This window comes from Massilia sp. LjRoot122, from assembly GCF_964252725.1.
Lineage (GTDB): Bacteria > Pseudomonadota > Gammaproteobacteria > Burkholderiales > Burkholderiaceae_D > Telluria.
Genome location: NZ_CAXUPB020000001.1, coordinates 1,297,849 through 1,317,271 on the forward strand (window position 1 = coordinate 1,297,849; position 19,423 = coordinate 1,317,271).

23 protein-coding genes are annotated in these 19,423 nt (G+C 65.7%); 7 read left to right on the forward strand and 16 right to left on the reverse strand.

What is annotated here, in order from left to right; all coding sequences use genetic code 11:
* Positions 1-94 precede the first annotated feature (94 nt).
* Positions 95-463: a flagellar hook-basal body complex protein FliE gene (gene fliE, locus ACSQ25_RS05650; protein WP_436104731.1), complete on the forward strand. Its 369-nt coding sequence runs from the start codon at positions 95-97 to the stop codon at positions 461-463.
* 69 nt (positions 464-532) lie between these two features.
* Here the strand turns inward: fliE and ACSQ25_RS05655 are convergent, their stop codons facing one another.
* On the reverse strand, positions 533-994 hold the full coding sequence (locus ACSQ25_RS05655; RefSeq protein WP_436108026.1) for an RrF2 family transcriptional regulator: 462 nt from the start codon (positions 992-994) through the stop codon (positions 533-535).
* A 185-nt stretch (positions 995-1,179) separates the two neighbouring features.
* Between ACSQ25_RS05655 and ACSQ25_RS05660 the strand changes: the two genes are divergently transcribed.
* Positions 1,180-1,800 carry a response regulator transcription factor gene (locus ACSQ25_RS05660; protein ID WP_436104732.1) on the forward strand — a complete coding sequence of 207 codons (621 nt, stop codon included), beginning with the start codon at positions 1,180-1,182 and terminating at the stop codon, positions 1,798-1,800.
* Here ACSQ25_RS05660 and ACSQ25_RS05665 read toward each other — a convergent pair whose 3' ends face one another.
* From ACSQ25_RS05665 to ACSQ25_RS05705, 9 genes are all read right to left on the reverse strand, one after another.
* Positions 1,801-2,265 (reverse strand): carboxymuconolactone decarboxylase family protein, encoded by a 465-nt coding sequence (locus ACSQ25_RS05665; protein ID WP_436104733.1) that lies wholly within the window; start codon positions 2,263-2,265, stop codon positions 1,801-1,803.
* A gap of 114 nt (positions 2,266-2,379) precedes the next feature.
* Positions 2,380-3,129, reverse strand: coding sequence for a flagellar brake protein (locus ACSQ25_RS05670; RefSeq protein WP_436104734.1), 750 nt, complete (start codon positions 3,127-3,129; stop codon positions 2,380-2,382).
* Positions 3,122-3,502, reverse strand: coding sequence for an EscU/YscU/HrcU family type III secretion system export apparatus switch protein (locus ACSQ25_RS05675; RefSeq protein ID WP_436104735.1), 381 nt, complete (start codon positions 3,500-3,502; stop codon positions 3,122-3,124). Before ACSQ25_RS05675 ends, ACSQ25_RS05670 begins: the two co-directional genes overlap by 8 nt.
* The gene (gene fliK / locus ACSQ25_RS05680) at positions 3,495-4,604 is read right to left on the reverse strand and encodes a flagellar hook-length control protein FliK (protein ID WP_436104736.1); all 1,110 of its coding nucleotides are present in this window, start codon (positions 4,602-4,604) and stop codon (positions 3,495-3,497) included. The genes ACSQ25_RS05675 and fliK overlap by 8 nt, the downstream gene beginning before the upstream one ends.
* A 47-nt stretch (positions 4,605-4,651) precedes the next feature.
* Positions 4,652-4,990, reverse strand: coding sequence for a flagellar protein FliT (locus ACSQ25_RS05685; protein ID WP_436104737.1), 339 nt, complete (start codon positions 4,988-4,990; stop codon positions 4,652-4,654).
* Entirely contained in the window at positions 4,987-5,475 is a 489-nt protein-coding gene (fliS, locus tag ACSQ25_RS05690) for a flagellar export chaperone FliS (protein ID WP_436104738.1), read from the reverse strand. The genes ACSQ25_RS05685 and fliS overlap by 4 nt, the downstream gene beginning before the upstream one ends.
* 26 nt (positions 5,476-5,501) lie before the next feature.
* Entirely contained in the window at positions 5,502-7,544 is a 2,043-nt protein-coding gene (fliD, locus tag ACSQ25_RS05695; RefSeq protein ID WP_436104739.1) for a flagellar filament capping protein FliD, read from the reverse strand.
* Between the two features lie 94 nt (positions 7,545-7,638).
* A complete protein-coding gene (locus ACSQ25_RS05700) occupies positions 7,639-8,013 on the reverse strand; it encodes a flagellar protein FlaG (protein WP_436104740.1) in 375 nt (124 codons plus the stop codon).
* A gap of 69 nt (positions 8,014-8,082) precedes the next feature.
* Positions 8,083-9,957, reverse strand: a complete 1,875-nt coding sequence (locus ACSQ25_RS05705; protein WP_436104741.1) for a flagellin — start codon at positions 9,955-9,957, stop codon at positions 8,083-8,085.
* A gap of 342 nt (positions 9,958-10,299) precedes the next feature.
* Here ACSQ25_RS05705 and ACSQ25_RS05710 point away from each other — a divergent pair, with 342 nt between their 5' ends.
* Positions 10,300-10,551, forward strand: coding sequence for a hypothetical protein (locus tag ACSQ25_RS05710; protein WP_436104742.1), 252 nt, complete (start codon positions 10,300-10,302; stop codon positions 10,549-10,551).
* A 7-nt stretch (positions 10,552-10,558) separates the two neighbouring features.
* Here the strand turns inward: ACSQ25_RS05710 and ACSQ25_RS05715 are convergent, their stop codons facing one another.
* From ACSQ25_RS05715 to ACSQ25_RS05730, 4 genes are all read right to left on the reverse strand, one after another.
* Positions 10,559-12,124, reverse strand: coding sequence for a GGDEF domain-containing protein (locus ACSQ25_RS05715; protein WP_436104743.1), 1,566 nt, complete (start codon positions 12,122-12,124; stop codon positions 10,559-10,561).
* A gap of 108 nt (positions 12,125-12,232) precedes the next feature.
* Entirely contained in the window at positions 12,233-12,880 is a 648-nt protein-coding gene (locus ACSQ25_RS05720) for a response regulator (protein ID WP_436104744.1), read from the reverse strand.
* Positions 12,873-14,327, reverse strand: a complete 1,455-nt coding sequence (locus ACSQ25_RS05725; RefSeq protein ID WP_436104745.1) for an ATP-binding protein — start codon at positions 14,325-14,327, stop codon at positions 12,873-12,875. Before ACSQ25_RS05725 ends, ACSQ25_RS05720 begins: the two co-directional genes overlap by 8 nt.
* The gene (locus tag ACSQ25_RS05730) at positions 14,324-14,554 is read right to left on the reverse strand and encodes a hypothetical protein (protein WP_436104746.1); all 231 of its coding nucleotides are present in this window, start codon (positions 14,552-14,554) and stop codon (positions 14,324-14,326) included. Before ACSQ25_RS05730 ends, ACSQ25_RS05725 begins: the two co-directional genes overlap by 4 nt.
* Positions 14,555-14,612: 58 nt before the next feature.
* Here ACSQ25_RS05730 and greB point away from each other — a divergent pair, with 58 nt between their 5' ends.
* The 3 genes from greB (at position 14,613) to ACSQ25_RS05745 (ending at position 16,340) form a co-directional block, all read left to right on the forward strand.
* Entirely contained in the window at positions 14,613-15,182 is a 570-nt protein-coding gene (greB, locus tag ACSQ25_RS05735) for a transcription elongation factor GreB (RefSeq protein WP_436104747.1), read from the forward strand.
* Between the two features lie 49 nt (positions 15,183-15,231).
* Positions 15,232-15,828 (forward strand): biliverdin-producing heme oxygenase, encoded by a 597-nt coding sequence (locus ACSQ25_RS05740; protein ID WP_436104748.1) that lies wholly within the window; start codon positions 15,232-15,234, stop codon positions 15,826-15,828.
* A gap of 86 nt (positions 15,829-15,914) precedes the next feature.
* Positions 15,915-16,340 (forward strand): YciI family protein, encoded by a 426-nt coding sequence (locus ACSQ25_RS05745; protein ID WP_436104749.1) that lies wholly within the window; start codon positions 15,915-15,917, stop codon positions 16,338-16,340.
* A 7-nt stretch (positions 16,341-16,347) separates the two neighbouring features.
* Here the strand turns inward: ACSQ25_RS05745 and ACSQ25_RS05750 are convergent, their stop codons facing one another.
* Positions 16,348-16,869 (reverse strand): hypothetical protein, encoded by a 522-nt coding sequence (locus tag ACSQ25_RS05750; RefSeq protein ID WP_436104750.1) that lies wholly within the window; start codon positions 16,867-16,869, stop codon positions 16,348-16,350.
* A gap of 157 nt (positions 16,870-17,026) precedes the next feature.
* The gene (locus tag ACSQ25_RS05755) at positions 17,027-17,413 is read right to left on the reverse strand and encodes a VOC family protein (RefSeq protein WP_436104751.1); all 387 of its coding nucleotides are present in this window, start codon (positions 17,411-17,413) and stop codon (positions 17,027-17,029) included.
* Between the two features lie 291 nt (positions 17,414-17,704).
* On the opposite strand from ACSQ25_RS05755, the gene ACSQ25_RS05760 reads away from it, so the two are divergent.
* On the forward strand, positions 17,705-19,303 hold the full coding sequence (locus tag ACSQ25_RS05760; RefSeq protein ID WP_436104752.1) for a methyl-accepting chemotaxis protein: 1,599 nt from the start codon (positions 17,705-17,707) through the stop codon (positions 19,301-19,303).
* Positions 19,304-19,423 lie beyond the last annotated feature (120 nt).

The window sequence follows — 19,423 nt, forward strand, 5'->3', positions numbered from 1 at the left end:
GGAAATCCATGCTTCTTCGAAGGAGGAATTTGCCGCGCCGCTGGTAATCTGACAGCCTGAACAAAGTGGATTGCCTCACGAGCAGGAGAAAACGATGAGTATTGGCGGAATCGGCGGCATCGACAGCAGCCGCATCCAGGCGATGATGGAACAACTGAAATCCGCGGCGACCAAGCCGGCGGCGAGCCCCCTTGCGCCCGCGGGCCTGGGCGGGGTGGCCCCTCAGGGCGGTGTTGCCAAGCTCGACTTCGCCGATGCGCTGAAGACCTCGCTGCAGGGAGTCAGCAATACCCAGAAGCATGCGGAAGAACTCGGCAAGCGTTTCGCGATGGGGGATGATACCGTGAGTCTGTCCGACACCATGATTGCGATGCAGAAATCCAGCATCGCCTTCCAGGGTACGGTGCAAGTACGCAACAAACTGGTGTCAGCCTATCACGACATCATGAACATGCAGGTGTAAGCCTGGCAAGCAGTACCAAAAAGGAACCGGCCACGAGGCCGGTTTTTTTTCGCGATCCGGCCGAATGGCTCAGGCCGCCTGCGTTTCCTTACGGTGGAAAGTGATGGGAATCGTGCCGTCGCGCGGCGCCGGTTCCGGCAGCAGCGAGGCCAGGGTGTGCCGGTCCAGCTCGGCCAGGTAGGCCGCGGTGGCGTTGCTGAGCACGCCTTTCAGGGAACAGTTCTTGACCAGCCCGCACGGGTTGCCGCCCGGGTCGAAGCACTCGGCCATGTAGAAATCGCTCTCGCTCTGGCGCACCACCGCGCCGACATTGATGTCTTCCGGCTTGTGCGCCAGGCGGAAACCGCCGTTGCGGCCGCGGATGGTCTCGATGACGCCGTTGCGGCCCAGCTCGTGCACGACCTTCATCAGGTGGTTCTTCGAGATGTTGTGCAGGTCCGCGATTTCCTGGATCGTCACCAGACGGCCCGGATTGCTGCCGAGGTGGAGCAGGGTCCGCAAGGTGTAATCGGTGAAGGAAGTCAGGCGCATGATCAGGGAAGTATATCCCATACCTACTGCGGGCGGGCATTGGCTCCTCATACAGATGGCATACATATTGACCAGTTATTACAAAGCATTACTTGCCTTACTGTTCTTGTCGTTTCAATATGTCGGAAGTCCGGGCCATGCAAGACCAGGCCTCACCGTCCGCCGTCGTATGCCGGAGTCAACACATGCTACCGATCTCTTCCGCCGTCCATATCATGCACGCCGACCCGATCATGACCGTCGGGCTGCATGCCATTCTGGCCGACCACCCCGGCCTGCGCGTCACGACCCACATGCGCCAGCCGGAGGCCCAGCGCGTCGCGCGCGTGCTGGTCACCGATTACGACACCGGCGTCGCGCTGGCGCGCCAGCCGGCCTCAGGCACCCAGCCGCCCGGCGTGCTGGTGGTGACCCAGTTCGACAAGGAGTGGGAAGTGCGCCTGGCGATGGATGCCGGCGTGGCCGGCTACCTGCTGCAGTCCTGCGGCACCGACGAACTGGCGCACGCCGTCGAGCTGCTGGCGCGCGGCCAGCGCTACCTGAGCGAGTCGATGACGCGCAGCGTCGCCGACAGCCTCACCCGCGAATCGCTGACCGGGCGCGAGACCGACGTGCTGCAGCTGCTGGCCCAGGGTTGCTGCAACAAGTCGATCGCCCGCAAGCTCGGCATCGGCGTGGGCACCGTGAAGACCCACGTGAAGGGCGTCATGAGCAAGCTCGACGCCACCGCGCGCACCCATGCCGTGGTGGTCGCGACCCAGCGCGGCCTGATCCGGCCGGGCGGCGGCGCCGGGATGTCCGTCTGATTACATGCCTGGTGCCGGATGCTCGGGCACCGGGTTGCGCAGGCTCAGGTTGATGGCGTTCCAGCCGCGGATGGCGGCAATCGTATAAGCCAGTTCGGCAATCTCCACGTCACTGAAATGCTCGCGCAGCGCCGGCCAGGCGGCGTCGGTATCGTCGCGTCCCGGCAGCGCGTTGACGGCGTCGGCCCAGGCCAGGGCGGCGCGTTCGCGTTCGCTGAAGAAGGGCGCTTCGCGCCAGGCGGCAAGGGCGTTCAGGTGACGCGGATCAAGGCCTTGTTTGATCAGGTCGCGCCAGTGCATGTCGACGCAGACCCCGCAACCATTAACCTGCGACACCCGCAGCTGCACCAGTTCCACCAGGCGCGCACCGAGCGAGCTGTTCTTGGTGGACTGGGACAGGGCGATCATCGCCTTCAGGTTGGCGGGGGCCAGGGTGAACAGGGGAATGCGGGCGGTGTGGCTCATGGTACAAGTCCTTTCAGGGTGGGGAAGGCGCCCTTTGCGCCCTCCATGCCTGCAAGACGAGCCAGCCGCGCGAGGTGTGACATGCGGCCGCGTTTTTTTTGCGCTGTCGCCGGCTCAGGCCAGGCCGGCCAGGCGCGCGTTGCGCTCGCGTTCGAGCTTGGTGATGTAGCGCTGCACCCCGGCCATGCCGCCGCGCGAGATGTCGGCGAACTGCAGGCCGATGCGGCGGCTGGTCTTGTTGTTCAGCAGGGTCAGGTCGAGCGAGTTGCGGATCTCGAGCGAGACCGTGACCGGGCCGATCTCGGGCAGTTCGATGCGGCAGTTGGGGAGGACCTCGCCGATCGTCGTGCTGAGCTGGAGCTTGTTGTCGAGGATGGCGATGCCGCCGCAGCTGATGTCATGCAGGGGGAACACGCCGGTGCCGGCGCCCGCATCGAGCGGCAGCGGAATGATCGCGCGCACCGGGTTCGATACCGGCGTCTCCATCCGGTAGTACTCGCGGCGCTGCAGGCGGATCAGGCTCGGCGGGATGTCGGCACGCAGCGCGGCTTCGCCCTCGAACAGGGTGGGGCGCAGGTTCTCGGCGGTGAACAGGATGCGGATCTTGTCGAGCGTGGTCTCACAGCGCACCTTGCCGGCGTCGATGATGCGCTCGTTCTGCATGCGTTCGATCGAGCGGTCGAGCACGACCGTGTTGCTGTCCTGGTCGACGTCGAGGACGGTGGTGACGCAGACGTCGGCCTCGCCCTTGATCAGCATGCGCACCAGCTGGTGCTTTTCGCCGATCTGGCGCAGCAGCTGCACGATTTCACGGCGCGACCCCACCTCGTAGTCGTGCCAATTGTCGAGTTCCTGATTATTCATTGCTTGTACCAGCGTTCGCCGCGTCGTCCAGGTTGAGGTGGGGCGTCGGATCGGGTGGGGGCGGCAGCGCTTGTTCGAGCGGCAACCCTTGTTTCTGAGCCGACTCAATATGATATAGCCATGCCAACAGTTCCGCAATTGCCCGATACAGCGCCGGCGGAATTTCGCGGTCGAGGTCCACCTGCATGAGCAGGGACACCAGTTCCTTGGATTCGTGGACGAACACGCCGGCGTCCTTGGCCCGGCGCATGATCTGCTCGGCGACCAGGCCCTGGCCCTTGGCCACGACCTTCGGCGCCGGGTCGCCGCTGCCGTAGGCGAGGGCGACGGCGCTCTGGCGGCGCTGGCCTGGTTCCTTCTTCGGTTCAGTCATCGCCTGGATGCGCGCGCACCTCGAAACCCGCCAGCTGGGTGCCCGCCGCATCCAGCGCGCCGGCCAGGCTGCCCATGTGCCGGCGCAGCAGGGCGGCGGTGGACTCGCTGCCGGCCGCGAACTGCAGCTGCAGGCGGCCGCCGGTGAGCGTCAGGCGGGCGTCGAGTTCGCCCAGCTCGGGAAAGCGCAGGCGCAGGCGGCTGTGCCAGGGCGTCTCTTCCTCGCCAGCCCCGTCGTGGCCTTCGCGGCTGTCACGCTGCACTTCCAGCTGCATCGGCTGTCCCGGCCACAGGTTGCCCTGCCAGGCAAGCTGGGCCTGTTCCTGGGTGGCCAGCTGCAGGTTGATGAACTGGGCGGTGGCCGGGTCGAGGGGAAGCTGGCGCAGGCCTTCCTTCGCCAGCTGCTGCTGCGGTTCCGCGTTCAGCTCGGCCAGCGGGCGCGCTCCCTGCGCCCATTCGGCCACGTGCGATTCGTAGAACAGGCCGCTCTTGCCGACGGCCTGCTGCAGGCCGGCGGCGATGCTGGAGGCATCCATGCCGGCAGCGGCCACCACGGGTGCACGGCCGAGGGCCGCCGTCAGCGGCGCCCCGGCATTCTGGGCGGCCGCGAGCACGCCGCCGATGGTCTTGCCGGCCTGGCTGAGGGTGGTGTTGTCGGCTTCCGTGCCGAGGGTCTGGGCGGCCGTTCCCGCCGCGGTGGCCTGCAGAAGCGCGGCGGCGCGACCCACGGCGCTGCCTTCGCGCATGGCGAGCGGCGCCTTGCCCGGGTCGGCGCCCTGGGGCAGCGGCGGGCCGGCTTCGCTGAAGACGGGATTGGCCCCGAGCCCGACCTGGAAGGTGGGGCGCGGCTGCACCGAGACGAGGGTCAGCGGCACGTCGGCGCCCACTTTACTGCCTTCCGGCAGCTGCATGCGGGCGGGGATGTTGGCGACCTTGACGACGAAACTGCCGTCGCTCAGTTTTGCCAGGACTTCGCCGTGCAGCGCCTTGCCCAGCTGGGGGGCAAGGGCGCGCTGGAAGGCTTGCTGTCGCGGGTCGGCGGCGCCTTGCGTCGGCAGGATGCGGCTGACTGATGCAAGCCCGTTGCTATCGGCTGGTAACATGATTCAAAAGGCTGGCATGGCGTTGCACACGCCATGGAGCGGATCTTTCAGAAACCCTGGCCGCCGTAGGCATTGGCCAGCTTGCGCTCGGTACCGGTGCTTTGCATCATCGCACTGAGCCTGGCCATCCAGGGCGTGGTCAGATCACGGATGGCGCGGTCGTCGGCAAGGATCTTGCGGATGAGGGCGACCTTGCGTGAACGTCTCTCGCCGGACAGTCCGACCACGGCTTCGCCTTCGCGCAACACCTGCACGTGACTCGCGCAGCGCGACTCGAGTTCGGCCAGATGGTCCCAGTCGCCGGAGCGGGCCGCCTGCAGCATCTTGCCGGTCAGGTCGCCGACCGATTCGTACAGCGAAATCACTTCGTCGCTATTCATCATCATGCGCTCACAAATGCGGCGGTACGGGGACCCAGTGCATCGTAAGGGCTGCTTTGCGGACGTGCCGCGGCGGCTCCCTGGACGCCAGGCGCGGCCGGCGACGGGGCGATTGCCTCCCATGCGCTTTTCAGCTCGCCCAGGAGTTTCATTATTTCTTGAACCATGTCGGCGGAATTGTTCAGGTTTGCCTGCAGCAAACGGTTGTTCATGTATTCGTACAGGGATTCCAGGTTGGTGGCGATCTCGCCGCCCGCCTTGGTATCGAGGCTCGCGCGCAGGCCGTTATCGATGATGTTGATGGCCTTCGAAATCGAGCGTCCCTTGCCGGGAATGTCTCCCGAAGCCATTTGCGCCAGCGCCATGCGCAGCGCAGTTTCGGCGCCTTCGAACAGCATGACGATCAGGCGGTGCGGACTGGCTGCCAGGACGCCGGTTTCGACGCCGACTTTCGCGTAGGCGTTGGCGCCGTTTTTCATTGAACCGAACATGGTTGATTTCCTTATTTATCGATGCGTCAGCTTGACTGGCTGGACAGGTTGCTGATCTGTTGTAATTGTTGGGTCAGATAGTTGCTGGTGTTGCTCATATTGGTGAGCATCGCGTCGAGCGCGACGTACTGGGCGCGGTAGCGTTTTTCCATGGCTTCCAGCCGTACGTTGAGCGCTTCTTTCTGCTTGCCGAGCGCCTTGATGTTGCTGTTGATGCTGTCGGTCTGGGAAGCGACCAGGCCCTTGCTGCCGACGAAGTTGTCGACGATTGCGCTCAGCTGGTGCGCGAAGCCCTGGGAAAAGCCGACCGTGCCGCGCGCCCCGGTCGCGCCCCCGGCGATCAGGAGCTTCAAGCCTTCCGCGGGCGTACCGCGTGCGCCGGTGAGCGACTGGCCGGATCCCTCGGCCTTGATGCCGTTGATGGTGGCGGCGATATCGGCGCCGCCGCGTATTTCCGGGCTCGTGCCGAACAGGTTCTCCGCACCGTTGCCGCCGACCGTGACGGTCGATGCGGAACCATAGCGTTTGGACGTGATGCCCAGCTTGCCGTCGGCATCGGCCTCGACGCTGATCGCGACGTCCTTCGATGCGAACTCGCTCGCACTGTTGACAGCGGACTGCAGGGCCAGCGCCAGCGAGGCGGGTGTATAGGTCCGCGCGGGCAGCGTGATGGTGGCGCTGACGCCATCGATCGTCATGGCAAGCTGGTCATTCACGCCTTGCACGATGTTCAGGTCCGCGGGGGCGGCCGCAGCCTTCAGCGAACCCTGGGTCGCGAGCGCGTCCACGTTCAGGGCCCATTCGCCCGGCCGGGTTGCGCTGGTGGAGCTGGTATAGCTGACCAGGCTGTCCGTGGTCGAGCCCATCGAGGCGAACAGGCCGGCGATGTCATCGAAATTGTTGGCGATAATCTTGTCGAGCTTGGCTGAGTCCACCTCGAGCGTGCCATCCTTCTTGAAACCCATGCCGAGCTGCATGAGGTTCTTCAGCTTGCTTCCTTCGACCTCTTCGCTCAGCATGCCCCGGATCTGCGAGCGGATGCCGCGCACGCTGCTGTCGCCCAGCAGCAATCCTGCCTGCTTGGTTGCTGCATCGTAGGAAGAAACACCTTTGATGGTCTTGTCGAGGTCGTTGAACGCCTTGACGAAAGTATTGATGGCACCCCGTACCGCGCCGGTGTCACGCTCGACCTTGAGGCTGCTCTCACCGACCTTGCTCACAGTCAGGTTGACGCCCTGGATCGCGCCCTCGACTGTATTGGTGGGGCTGCTCACGTCCACGCCGTTGACGCTCAGCTTGGTATCGAGCGCAGCGCTGGTCTGCTTCAGCTGCTGGGTTCCGGCAGGGTCATAGGCCAGCAGGTCGCTGATCGAGGAATCGGGCGGTGCGCCATCGGCACGCGCGACGCTGATCTTCATGCTGGACGAGGCGCCGGTCTTGTCGGAAGTGAGCACCAGGCGGTTCGGTGTATCGCTGCCGTCCGAAATGATACTGGCTGTTACGCCGATGCCCGCCTTGTTGATCGCATCGCGAATGCCTTGCAGCGAGTTGTTCGAGGCGTCGATGACGACCGTGCCGACACTGCGCTTGGCATCCTGGGTGAATGCGGGCGTCGGCGAGGTGGCGCTGGGGTCGGTGGTGTATTTTCCGTCGACCAGCTTGCCGCCGGAGATCGTACCGAATTCGAAGGTGAGTGTTGTCTTGGCGCCATCACCGATGGTCGTCGTCGGGCTGGCCATGCCTGCCGACGAGACCGTCTGTGCTTTCGCCAATTGGGTGACGTTGACCGAATAATTGCCGGCGACTGCCTTGACGGTGGCGGTGCCCGTGAAGATGGTGGCGTCGCCCGGCGTAGCCGTCACCGTCTGGAAGCGGTCCGGCGAGCTGAGCGACTTGAGCGCAGACTGAAACGAACTGAGCGCACCGCTCACGCTGCCGTAGGCCGACAGCTTGGCCTGGTAGCTGGCTTCCTTCCTCGCCAGGACGGTCAGGGGGCGTGCCTCGATCGCCATCAGCTGGCTGACAATGCCATTCACATCGAGGCCGGAGCCGATGCCGGATGTAGCCAAGTGATTCTCCCGTTGAAAACATGAATATACTTGTTTAACGGCAGGGATCAGTCGGACTTAAGAGGGCATTTTGCCGCTCTGTTTTCCGGATTGCTCAGGCTTGCTGTCGAATGAGCAAGCCCTGGAGCCGGTCCAGCGCCTTGGCGATCTCGAGTGCTTCCACCGATGGCATCTGGCGGATGACTTCCTTGGTCTGCTGATCGATGACCTTGACGACGGTACGGTCGCTGTCGGGGTCGATCGAAAATTCGAGCGACTGCGACATGGTGCGCATCGACTCATTGATGTTGCGCAGCGCGTCGTCCAGCTCCGTCGGGGCGCCCGGTGGGGGTGGCTGCACTGCCTGCGCCGCCTGTGGCGATACGATACCTGCGATGTCCTGCTGCGGGGTGGGCTGGACGGCAGCCTGTGGCTTGTCAGCCGGGCGCAGGGAGGCTGGCAGCGCCATGCCGTTTGCACGCAATTCCATGGAATCTCCTTACGAAAAAACCCCGGCGGGCAAAAGCCAGCCGGGGGTTGCTTGCGAAGCGAAGGACGATCAGCCGCGCAGCAGGCTCAGCACGCCGTTCGGCAGCGAGTTAGCCTGGGCCAGCATCGCGGTACCGGCCTGCTGCAGGATCTGGCCACGGGTCATCGCGGCGGTTTCGGCTGCGAAGTCGGTGTCCTGGATACGGCTGCGGGCTGCGGTGATGTTTTCCGAGCTCGCCTGCAGGTTGCTGATGGTCGACGAGAAGCGGTTCTGCACCGCGCCCAGGCCTGCACGCATCGAGTTCACCTGGCTCAGCGCACCGTCCACCAGGGCGATCGCGGCGTTGGCGCCTTCCACGGTCGAGATGTTGGTGGTGCTCAGCGTGGTCAGACCCGACGAGGTACCGGTCAGGCCGGCTTCGGCGCCGCCGCTGATCGAGAAGTCGGTGCCCGAGCTCAGGGTCAGGGTGCCGCGGTTCACGGCGTTGGCACTGCGGGCAGCGTCGGTACCGGTAGTGCCAGCAGCCTCCGCCAGTGCGGTCGTGCCACCGCCGCCGGCCACACCGGTGTCAATAAACGATGCTTGTGTGCCGCTGTTACCGAGCTTGGAGTTGGTAAAGGTAACGACTGCGCCAGCTACAGCTGCGGAAACCGAAGTATTGCCTGCTGCATATTGAGCGTCAACAGCAGTTTCGATAGCGCTGGCGACAGTTCCGGCGGCGGCGGCGTCGGCGACCTCGACTCGGACATTGCCCTCGCCGAAGGTATGGCTCGAGGTGCCGAACTCGTAGGTGATACCGTCGAGTTCGAAGGTGTCACCGTTGGTCAGCGAACCCGCAGCCGGGGCGCTGGCGTCGAATGCGCCGCCGACGGTTACGCCGAAGGTGTCGTTTCCGGTTGCCATTGCGTCTGCCGCGCCGTTCGCCTTCAGACCGGTCGCGTTCTGGATCGCGGTGGCGCCGTTGGCGTCGCCCGTCTTCGAGGTGATCTCGATGTTGCGGCCGTCGGCTGCGGACAGGGTCAGCGCGCCGGTCGACAGGTCGACCTTGGCCGAGACGCCGGTCAGCGAGCTCTGCGCATTGATGGCGGCTTCCGCATTCTTTCCCTGGGTAACCGCGCTGGTGCTGGCGGCAACAGCGCCGATCGACACGCCGTTGATGACCAGGTCGCCCGAAGCCAGGCCGGCACGTGCCGTCGGCGCGGAGCCGGTCACGCTGCTCGATGCGCTCGCGGTGACGCCGGTTTCGGCGCTCTTGGCGTTGATCGCGGCTGCTTTCGCGGCGGCGCTGTCGGCGGTCACCAGGTTGTTGCCGGCGGTGCCGGTCTGGACCGATGCGCCGATGGTGACGGCAGTCGTGCTGCCGTTCGGGGTGATGGTGAAGCCGGCGCCGGTGAACGGGTTACCGCTGACGGCCGCACCTTTTTGCTGGTAGGCGCCGATCTGGGTGGTCGAGGCGCCGGCAATGCTGACGCTGATGGTCTGGTTGGCGTTGGCGCCGACCTGGAACTGCGAGTTCTGGAAGGTGCCGTCCAGCAGGTTCAGGCCGTTGAACTGGGTGGTCGACGACACGCGGCTGATTTCAGCCAGGGCCGACTGGACTTCGGCGTTCAGCGAGGCGCGGTCCGATGCCGAGTTGGTGGCGTTGGCCGACTGCAGGGCCAGGGTGCGGATACGCTGCAGGCCTTCGTCGATCGACGACAGGGCGCCTTCGGCGGTTTGTGCCAGCGAGATGCCGTCGTTCGCGTTGCGGCTTGCCTGGTTCAGGCCATTGATCTGGCTGGTCATCCGGTCGGCGATCGCCATACCAGCCGCGTCGTCCTTGGCGCTGTTGATGCGCAGGCCCGAGGACAGGCGCTGCAGCGAATTCGACAGGGCCGACTGCGACGTGGTCAGGTTACGCTGTGCATTCAACGACGCGATGTTGGTATTGATAACAGATGCCATGGTGATTCTCCAAACTTGTCTTGGGGTGGGCTACCGCGCCCTGTTCACTTTGGTGCGCCACGCTGTTCCGTGACGATCACACCGCTGTTGATGCTGGTAACGTGCTCCACGGCAAAAACTTTATGTACGGCACTGAAAATAAATCCGCGCTTTTTCGCTCAAGTTCTCTTGGGCGGCGCGTATAGACGACAGTGAAAATGCGAACTTTAGGGTCAAAAAAAATTTATTTTTATTCTCAAGCCTTGACGATCCCGCCCCTTGGCCTCGTCGAAATGCTAGTATTTTGACAAGCTCGGACGTATTGACGGGTCCACCCACCGGTTTTCTTGCATGGAGAACAAGATGAAGAGGATTGCAGCAGTGTGTGCCGTACTGATACTGGCAGGATGCGCCACGCAGGAGGTGCCGGAGGGCCCGACCGAAGCCGAACTGATCGCCAATGCCGGCAACACCGCCGGCCAGGACGGACACCAGATGACCGGCAGCCGCCTGAAAGACCGTACCTCGACCGACCGCATGCTGAAGGCGGTCGGCGCCCAGGGCGCACGCGACGAGATGCGCAATGCACCGCGGCCCGGCGCCATGACAAACTAAACGCAGCTTAATCGGCGACCACGACGCGGTTCTTGCCGCTCTGCTTGGCCTGGTACATGGCGCGGTCGGCCCGCGCCATCAGGCTGGCCTGGTCCTCGTTCGGGGTGCGCAGGGCCACGCCGCAGGAGAAGGTGATCAACATCTTCTCGTTGTCGTGCAAGAAGAAGTGGCGGGTCAGCTCGCGCTGCACGCGCACCATCGCCGCCGCCGCCGCCTCGACCGGGGTTTCCGGCATCAGGATCAGGAATTCCTCGCCGCCGAAGCGGGCGATCACATCCATCGAGCGCAGGGTGTCGCGCACCACCTTGACCAGGTGCTTGAGGGCGCCGTCGCCGGCCAGGTGGCCGTAGGTGTCGTTCAGCCTCTTGAAATTGTCGAGGTCGAGCATGGCCACGCACAGCGGCGTATCGCGGCGGTCGGCGCGCGCGCTTTCGCGCTCGAAGACGTCGTCCAGGCCGCGCCGGTTGAGGCTGCCCGTCAGCTGGTCTTCGCGCACCAGCTCGCTCATGTGCTGCAGCTCCGCCTCCAGCGTGCGGATGCGTTCCTCGGCTTCCTGCACCTCGCGGTGCACCGCCACCATGCGGTCGCGCGAGGCCAGCGCCTCGTCCTGGGCGGCGCGCATCTCGCGCAGCACTTCGTTCATCACCTCGTTCAGCTCGCCGATATTGGCGGCGCTGCCGATGCGTTCCGAGTAGCCGGCCAGTTTCGCATGGTGGTCGCCGGTCGAAGCCGCCACCGAGCCGAGGCGGTCGATGAAGCTCATCATCATGTTCTTGACGGTGGCGCGCACGTCCGAGATGCTGTGGCGCAGCTGGCCCTGCTTGAGGATCACGTCCTTCAGGCTGCGCGTCGCGTCTTCCAGGGCGCGCACGTCGAGCGGGCCGGCGATCAGGTCCTGCACGGCCGCGATCTGGCCGCGCATCCAGCTGTCGTCGTCGAGCAGCTCGTTGACGTTGTCGAGCAGTAGGCGGAACAGGCGCAGAAGCAGTTCCTGCTGCTCGGCGCTGTCGCCGCTGCGCAGTTCGATCTGGTAGCACAGCTGCTTCAGGCGACCGGACAATTCGCCCATTTCCTCGCCGCGCGCCAGGCGGACCTCGGCGCCCAGCGTTTCGGCCTCGGTGACCAGGTCCGGGCTGCCGGCCAGCAGGGTCGCGAGCGCATAGGCCAGCGCGCGGTTCAGCATCTCGCGCAGCTGGCGCGCCTCGGGATCCTCGTCGCCGAGCGCCATCACCGGCGTGTTGCGCCGCAGGTGGCGGTCGGCCACCTGGCCCAGCGCCTGGGCATAAGCGGTCCAGTCGCCGGCTTTCGCGGCGCGTATCAGGCGGCGGCCGTACTCGGACACTTCGCCCGGCGTGTCGGCCAGGCGGCGCGCGAAGCTCTCCAGTACCTCGGCCGCCGCGCTGCCGGCCGGAGGCGCGGGCGGGGCGGGAGGAATGCCGGCGATCTCGTCATAGATGGCCCGGTAGGCGTCCGGCGTGGGCGCGATGCGGCGCGTTGCGAGGCGGCGGAAGGCTTCGCGGGCGATATCGGCGGGATTCAGGCCGGTGCCGGCAGGCGGGGACGAGATGGACATGGTGTAAAGACGCGGATTGCTGTTTGGCGTAATGATAAGCAGCTTCTTTGCCAATCATCAATTAAAAAACGGAAACAAAGTGTTTTAAACGGGCGCCACACAACAGTGTCATCCCACCAACTGGTTGCGGATCGCGTAGTGGGTCAGTTCCGCACTGTTCTTCAGCTTCATCTTCGCCAGCAGCCGGGCGCGGTATTCGCTCACCGTCTTCACCGACAATGACAGTTCGCGCGCGATGTCGCTGACCGTCATCCCGGAGGCGATCATGGTCAGGGTCTGGTATTCGCGGTCGGACAGGCTGTCGTGCGGGGGCGCCTCGTGGTCTTCGCCGACCTGGGCCGCCAGGGTTTGGGCCAGCGCGGCGCTGACGTATTTCTGGCCGGCGGCGACCTGGCGGATCGCCGTCACCAGCTCGCGCGGGGCGCTCTGCTTGGTCATGTAGCCGGCCGCGCCCGCCTTCAGCGAGCGGATCGCATATTGGTCTTCGCGGTGCATCGACAGCATCAGCACCGCCAGTTCGGGCTTGTCCTTCTTGATCTGCTTGAGCACCTCGATGCCGTTGCGGTCCGGCAGCGAGATGTCGAGCAGCATCACGTGCGGCTTGGCCTTGCCCACCAGCTTGATGGCGTCGAGCCCGTTTTCGGCTTCGCCGGCGACGATGAGGTCGCGCTGCTCGGCCAGGATCTGCTTCAGGCCCTCGCGGACGATCGCATGGTCGTCGGCGATGAATACCCGGATTGTTGCCTTGTCACTCATTCTTGCCTGTGTCTGTTGATGCCAGCCTGGTCTTGATAGTTACCATCGTGCCACCTCCCGGCGCCGCCGACAAGGCCAGCGTTCCGCCCAGCGCCTTGGCGCGCTCGCTCATGCCGCGCAGGCCGAAGGAATGGGGCTTGAGGCGGTCGGCCGCCTGGATCCCGCGTCCGTTGTCGCTGATGCTCAGGGTCAGGTGGGCGCGCTGGGGCCGCAGCGTCACCGTCACCCGGGTCGCGCCGGCATGCTTGGCGATATTGGTCAGCGCTTCCTGGAAGATACGGAACAGGGCGGTGGCGTGGTCGTCGTCCAGCAAAATTTCCTTCTCGGGGCAGCGGAAGATGCAGGCGATGCCCATCTGCTTCTCGAATTCACGGGCCTGCCATTCGAGCGCGGCCACGATGCCGAGGTCGAGCATGGTCGGGCGCAGGTCGAGCGAGATGCGGTGCACCGCCTCGATCGTGCGGTCGACCAGGTCGTCCACATAGTTTGCCTTTTCCAGCAGGGCAGGCTGGTTGTCGGGCAGGCGCGCGCTCAGCATGGCGAGCGCCATCTTGATGGCGGTCAGGTTGCCGCCCAGGTCGTCGTGGATCTCGCGCGCGATGCGCGTCCTTTCCTGTTCCTTGACCTGCTCGATGTGGTCGGTCAGCTCGGCCAGGCGGGCGCGCGAGCGCATCACTTCCTGCTGCTCCTGCTTGCTGGCGCTGATGTTGGTCATGATGCCGTCCCACTGCACCGCGCCGCCGTCGACGAGGTTCGGGGTGGCGCGCAGGTTGATCCACTTGACGTCTTTCCAGGCATCGATCCAGATCCGTCCTTCCCAGTTCCAGCCCGTCATGGCGGCGCGCGAGGCCTGCATCGATTCCAGGTAGCCCTTGCGGTCTTCGGCCAGGATCAGGCCTTCGAATAGGGTGGCATCGTGCTGCAGTTCCAGCACCGACAGGCCGAGCAGGGCCGAACAGCCTTCGCTCAGCCAGGGGAAGTCGATGCGCCCGTCGGGATACGACAGGAACTGGAACACCAGGCCGGGCGTATTGCGCACGATGGCGTCGAAGCGCGCCTGCGACTGGGCCAGGGCCTGGGCGGCCGCCTGTTCCAGGCTCAGGTCGTCGGCGATGGCCAGCAGCAGGGCATGGCCGTCGCGCACGATGCGCAGGAAGCACAGCCGGACCGGATAGCTGCTGCCGTTGGCGCGCCGCAGTTGCGTACGCAGGCTGACCTGGGCGCCGACTTCCTCGCCCAGTCCTGCCAGCAGTTCGCCGAGCGCGGCGCGGTCGAGGGTGGGCGCAAGCGCATATACGTCGACCGCCTCCAGCGCGGCGGCATCCATGCCGAGGTTCAGGCGCGCGGCCTGGTTGGCGTCCACCACCTGCAGGGTGCTAGCGTCGAGCAGGTAGATTTCCGAGGCGGCCGCCTGCATTTCGGCGGCCAGGGCGGGCAGTGGACTCATGGAAGTTCGGTCTCCGTCTTGTCCTGGCGGCGCGCCCTGGCGCGCGTCCGGAGCCGGCCCAGCACGCGCAGCAGGTGGCCGGGCTGGTGTCGCAGGCGGCGCAGCAGCCCGCGCAAGCCGCGGCGCCCGCCCGCGAGGGCCGAGCGCAGCAGGCGCAGCAAGCCCCCGGCGCGCAGCGCGGCAAGGGACCTGGCGGACGGACGGGGCGGCGGGTTTGCTCGTCTCATGATGCGCATGATACGGCAAGCAATGCGATCGGGGCGCCGCTGCCGTTACAATAAGGCCATGAACAAGGCATTCGTAAAAGAGTCGGACAACGACGAAGACGACGCGGAGGCGTTGGCGCTGGCCCAGGCGATCCCCGCCGGGGCCAAGAACTACATCACCCCGGCCGGCTACCAGGCCATCAAGGACGAGCTGCTGCAGCTGATCGACGTCGACCGTCCCGAGGTGGTGAAAATCGTGCACTGGGCCGCCTCGAACGGCGACCGGTCCGAGAACGGCGATTATATCTATGGCAAGCGCCGCCTGCGCGAGATCGACCGCCGCATCCGCTTCCTCACCAAGCGCATGGATTCGGCCTTCGTGGTCGACCCCAGCGTGCACTATGGCAACGACCAGGTCTTCTTCGGCGCCACCGTTTCTTACCTGAACAAGGCGGGCGAGGAGCATACCGTGACCATCGTCGGCATCGACGAGCTCGATCCGCTGCGCGGCAAGATCAGCTGGGTCTCGCCGGTGGCGCGCGCCCTGACCAAGGCGCGCGAGGGCGATGTGATCACGCTGCAGACCCCGCTCGGTACGGACGAGCTCGAGATCCTGTCGGTCGACTACCCCGAACCCGTCACGGATTAAATAGGGTGGGGGCTGTTAAGATGAGCGATTCGCCGCTTTCCCCGCCCCCATGAACCGTTCCGACGACGCCGTGCGCGACACCGATGTACTGGCCGCGCTGCGGACTGCGACTGCCGCGCGGCACGAGCGGCTCGACAGCGGCTTGCCGCTGTCCGCCCCATTTCCTACTCTCGACGATTACGCCGTCCACCTGTGCATGGTGCGCGACTGGCTGGCGCCGCTCGAGCGCTGGCTGGGCGGCTTCGCCGATGGCCCCCAGGCCGAGCCCTCGCTGCCCGCCACTGCGCGCCTGCCCGCCATTCAAGCCGACCTTGCCGAGCCCGGCATGCCGGAGGTCGCGCCCTTGCGGCCGGCGGCCGCCTGGCCGGCCGATGCCGGCGCCGCCTGGCGCTGGGGCGTCGCCTACGTGATCGAAGGTTCGCAGCTCGGCGGCGCCGTCCTGTACGGCAGGCTGGCCGGGCCGCTGGCGCCGCATCCGCTGCGCTACCTGCGCGGCGAGGAGGGCGGCCCGGGTCCGCGCTGGCGCGCCTTCATGCAGGCCCTGCGCGCACGCGTCACCAGTCCGCAAGAGATCGCCGAAGCCTGCGCCGGCGCCTGCGCAGCCTTCGATGCCATCCTGGAACTGGCGCCGCTCAAAAATAATTGAAAAAAATGCCGGCGCGGTGTCGATTCCGCACCGCGCCGATCGTCGTCATGGCAATAGCGGTCAAACCACACCAAACGGAGGATGCGATGCGATTCATGATTCTGCTGAAGGCGGACAAGCACAGTGAAGCGGGCGAAATGCCGGACGAGAAGCTGCTCACGGACATGGGCAACTTCAACGATGAACTGATCAAGGCCGGCGTGATGGTGTCGGGCGAAGGCCTGCATCCTTCCTCGCGCGGTGCGCGCGTCCACTTCGGCAAGGACGGCAAGCTGCGCGTGGTCGATGGCCCCTTCGCCGAGACCAAGGAATTGCTGGCCGGCTTCTGGATCTGGCAGGTGAAATCGAAGGAAGAAGCGATAGACTGGGTCAAGCGGGTGCCGATGCCGATGCTCGGCGGCGAAGCCGAGATCGAGATCCGCCAGATCTTCGACATGGAAGACTTCGGTGAGGCCATGACGCCCGAGCTGCGCGAGCAGGAAGAACGCCAGCGCGCCGCGCTGGCCGGCTGAGCGGCGCTTAGCGGTAGGCGGTGGGGATCGTCAGCCCGCCCGCGACGCCCGCCATGCCGGCCAGGACGAGGCCGGCAACTGTCGTTCCCACCACCAGGGGCAGCAGCACGGCAGGGCGGCCCAGCCGGCGCGACAGCGCATGGCCCAGATGGACGAAGGCCGCGACCACCGCCAGGAAATAATAGGGAAAGAAAAACGCCGCGGCCGGCCAGGCATGCAGGCCGGCCGCCGCGAAATGGATGCTGGTGTCCACCTCCATGCCCAGGCGCCCCCACAGGACGGCGGCCACGTGGACGATGCTGAAGAAGAACAGGTAATACCCGGACAGCGCCGCCACCCGGTTTCGCTGCGGACGCTGCGCCTGGCGCCGCGCCAGCACGGGCCCCGTCGCGAGCTGGACCAGCACGCTGCCGAGGATCAGTGCCTCGACCGGCAGCCAGCGGTAGAACACGCGCAGCGTGTGCATCAGCGCGAAGGCCGCGTCGACGCCGGCGACCAGGATCGCGTGATAGCTCAGATGCAGCAGCACGAAGCCGGCGAGGACCAGGCCGGAGCAGCCGTGCAGCGTCAGCAGCGCGGGAGTGGAAAGGAAGGGGCGGGCCCCAAGGGCCGGGCGCAGGATGTCCATGGCCCGAGGATAGGACCGCAGGCTGCCGGCGTCTTGAACGTTTCCGACATCGCCCCGCTTATTGCCCGGCAGGCGGCTCCCAGAGCTCGACCTTGTTGCCCTCGGGGTCGATGACCCAGCCGAACTTCCCGAATTCCGAATCGTCGCTCTGCTCCAGCACATGGCAGCCTTCGTCGCGCAGGGCTTGCAGCAGGGCGTCCAGGTCGGCGACCCGGTAGTTGATCATGAAGTTTGCCTTGCCGGGCGCGAAGTGCTCGTTGCCGGCCTGGCCGATCGACCAGATGGTCACGCCTCCGTCCGGCTTGCGCGCTTCATCGCTCCAGGTGAAGGCCGCGCCGCCCCAGTCCAGCACGTCGACGCCGAGGTGGCGCGCGTACCAGGCGCGTAGCGCCGCCGGGTCTTGCGCGTGAAAGAAAATGCCGCCGATGCCAGTAACCCGTTTCATGTGGACCCCTATTTCTGAATGGCGCGTGCCTGCTGCTGCGACGCGTGATTGACAACATTAGCACCCGATGCTTCCTGTTTGCAACCTGTAGAAGTCGAAGCTGGCGGCCCGGCTGCGTGGCGGTGTGAAGAAATCGCTTTTGCCCGTCCAGGCGAACGAAATACGTACTATCCCTCAGTTGTGGAATTGCCGCAATGCAGCATAGTTGCTTTTCAGAAATGTTATGCTGTACGGCTGCTCCCATTCCCCTGTCTTGGCGCGGCACGTTTCCCATTTAGAAGGAATCCCACAGTGAAAAACCTCAAGATCGGTGTCCGGCTTGGCATCGGCTTTGCCATCGTCCTGTCCCTGCTGTTCATCGTGACCCTGACCGCCATTGCGCGCATGCAGTCCGCGGGCGATCTCACCTCGCGCCTGGTGCATACCAGCATCAAGAACCAGCGCAATGTGGCGGAATGGGGCAAGCTCATCGAACTGAACAATGCCAGGATCGAAACCGTGTTCCTGGTAGCCGACGCGGCAGTGGCGGCCGACATGGCGGAGCGCATGAAAGCGGTATCGGCCCGCTCGAACGAGCTGCAGGATGCGATCGAACGCTCGCTGCGCAACGAAGCGGTGAAGGAGCAGTTCAAGGTCGTCAAGCAGGAGCGGGTCGGCTACCTGGCGGCGCGCGACGCCCTGTTCAAGGCCAAGCTGGCCGGCGAGCACGAGTTGGCGACGACCGTCTACCGGGAGCAGATGCTGCCCCACACCGCATCCTTCCAGGGCGCGGTCGACAAGCTCGCCGCCATGCAGATCACCGCCGCCGACGGCGTCGCCAATTCCATCCTCGACTCCTACGCGAACACCCGTGTGCTGCTGGTCGCGCTGGGCCTGGCCGCCCTCGCGCTGGGCATCGCCTGCGCCTGGCTGATCAGCCGTTCGATCACCGTGCCGATCCGGGAAGCGGTTGCCGTGGCCGAGAAAGTCGCATCCGGCGACCTTGCCAGCCGCATCACGGCAGGCAGCCGCGACGAAACGGGCCAGCTGATGCGCGCACTTGGTGCCATGAACGACAGCCTGGCCGGCATCGTCGGCCGTGTGCGCGAGGGCACCGGCACCATCGCGGTGGCGTCGAGCGAAATCGCGGCCGGCAACCAGGACCTGTCGGCGCGCACCGAGCAGCAGGCCAGCGCGCTCGAGGAAACCGCGGCATCGATGGAAGAGCTGACCTCGACCGTGAAGCAGAACGCGGACAACGCGCGCCAGGCCAATCGGCTGGCCGGCGAGGCCGCGATGATCGCCGGCCAGGGCGGCGAGATGGTGGCCGAAGTGGTGGAGACCATGGGCGCCATCAACGCGTCCTCGCGCCGCATCGCCGACATCATCGGCGTCATCGACGGCATCGCCTTCCAGACCAACATCCTCGCGCTGAACGCGGCGGTGGAGGCGGCGCGCGCCGGCGAGCAGGGGCGCGGCTTTGCGGTAGTCGCCTCCGAGGTGCGCAGCCTGGCCCACCGATCGGCCAGCGCGGCCAAGGAAATCAAGCTGCTGATCGACGACTCGGTGGCCAAGGTGGCGGAAGGCAGCGAGCAGGTCGACCGCACCGGCGTGACCATGAACGAGATCGTGCGCAGCATCGGGCAGGTGACCACGATCATGAACGAGATCGCCAACGCCAGCGAAGAGCAGCGCGCCGGGATCGAGCAGGTCAACGGGGCCATCGTCGAGATGGACCGCGTGACCCAGCAGAATGCGGCCCTGGTCGAGGAAGCCGCGGCGGCGGCGGTGGCGATGCAGGAGCAGGCGGCCGGACTGTCGCAGGTGGTGGGGACCTTCAGGCTGGAGCGCGAAGAGCACGGGACGCGTGCGATGCGCGGGCAGCTTTCCCTGGCCGTGCAGGCGGCTTGAGCACCGTCCCGGCGCGGCGCGATTGTGGGGTCGTAGATCTTGTTCGTACACGGCGCCGCACAGGGCTAGACTCAGGTCGCTGGGACGCCGGGCTCGGACCGGATGTCGCGGAAGTGCTTG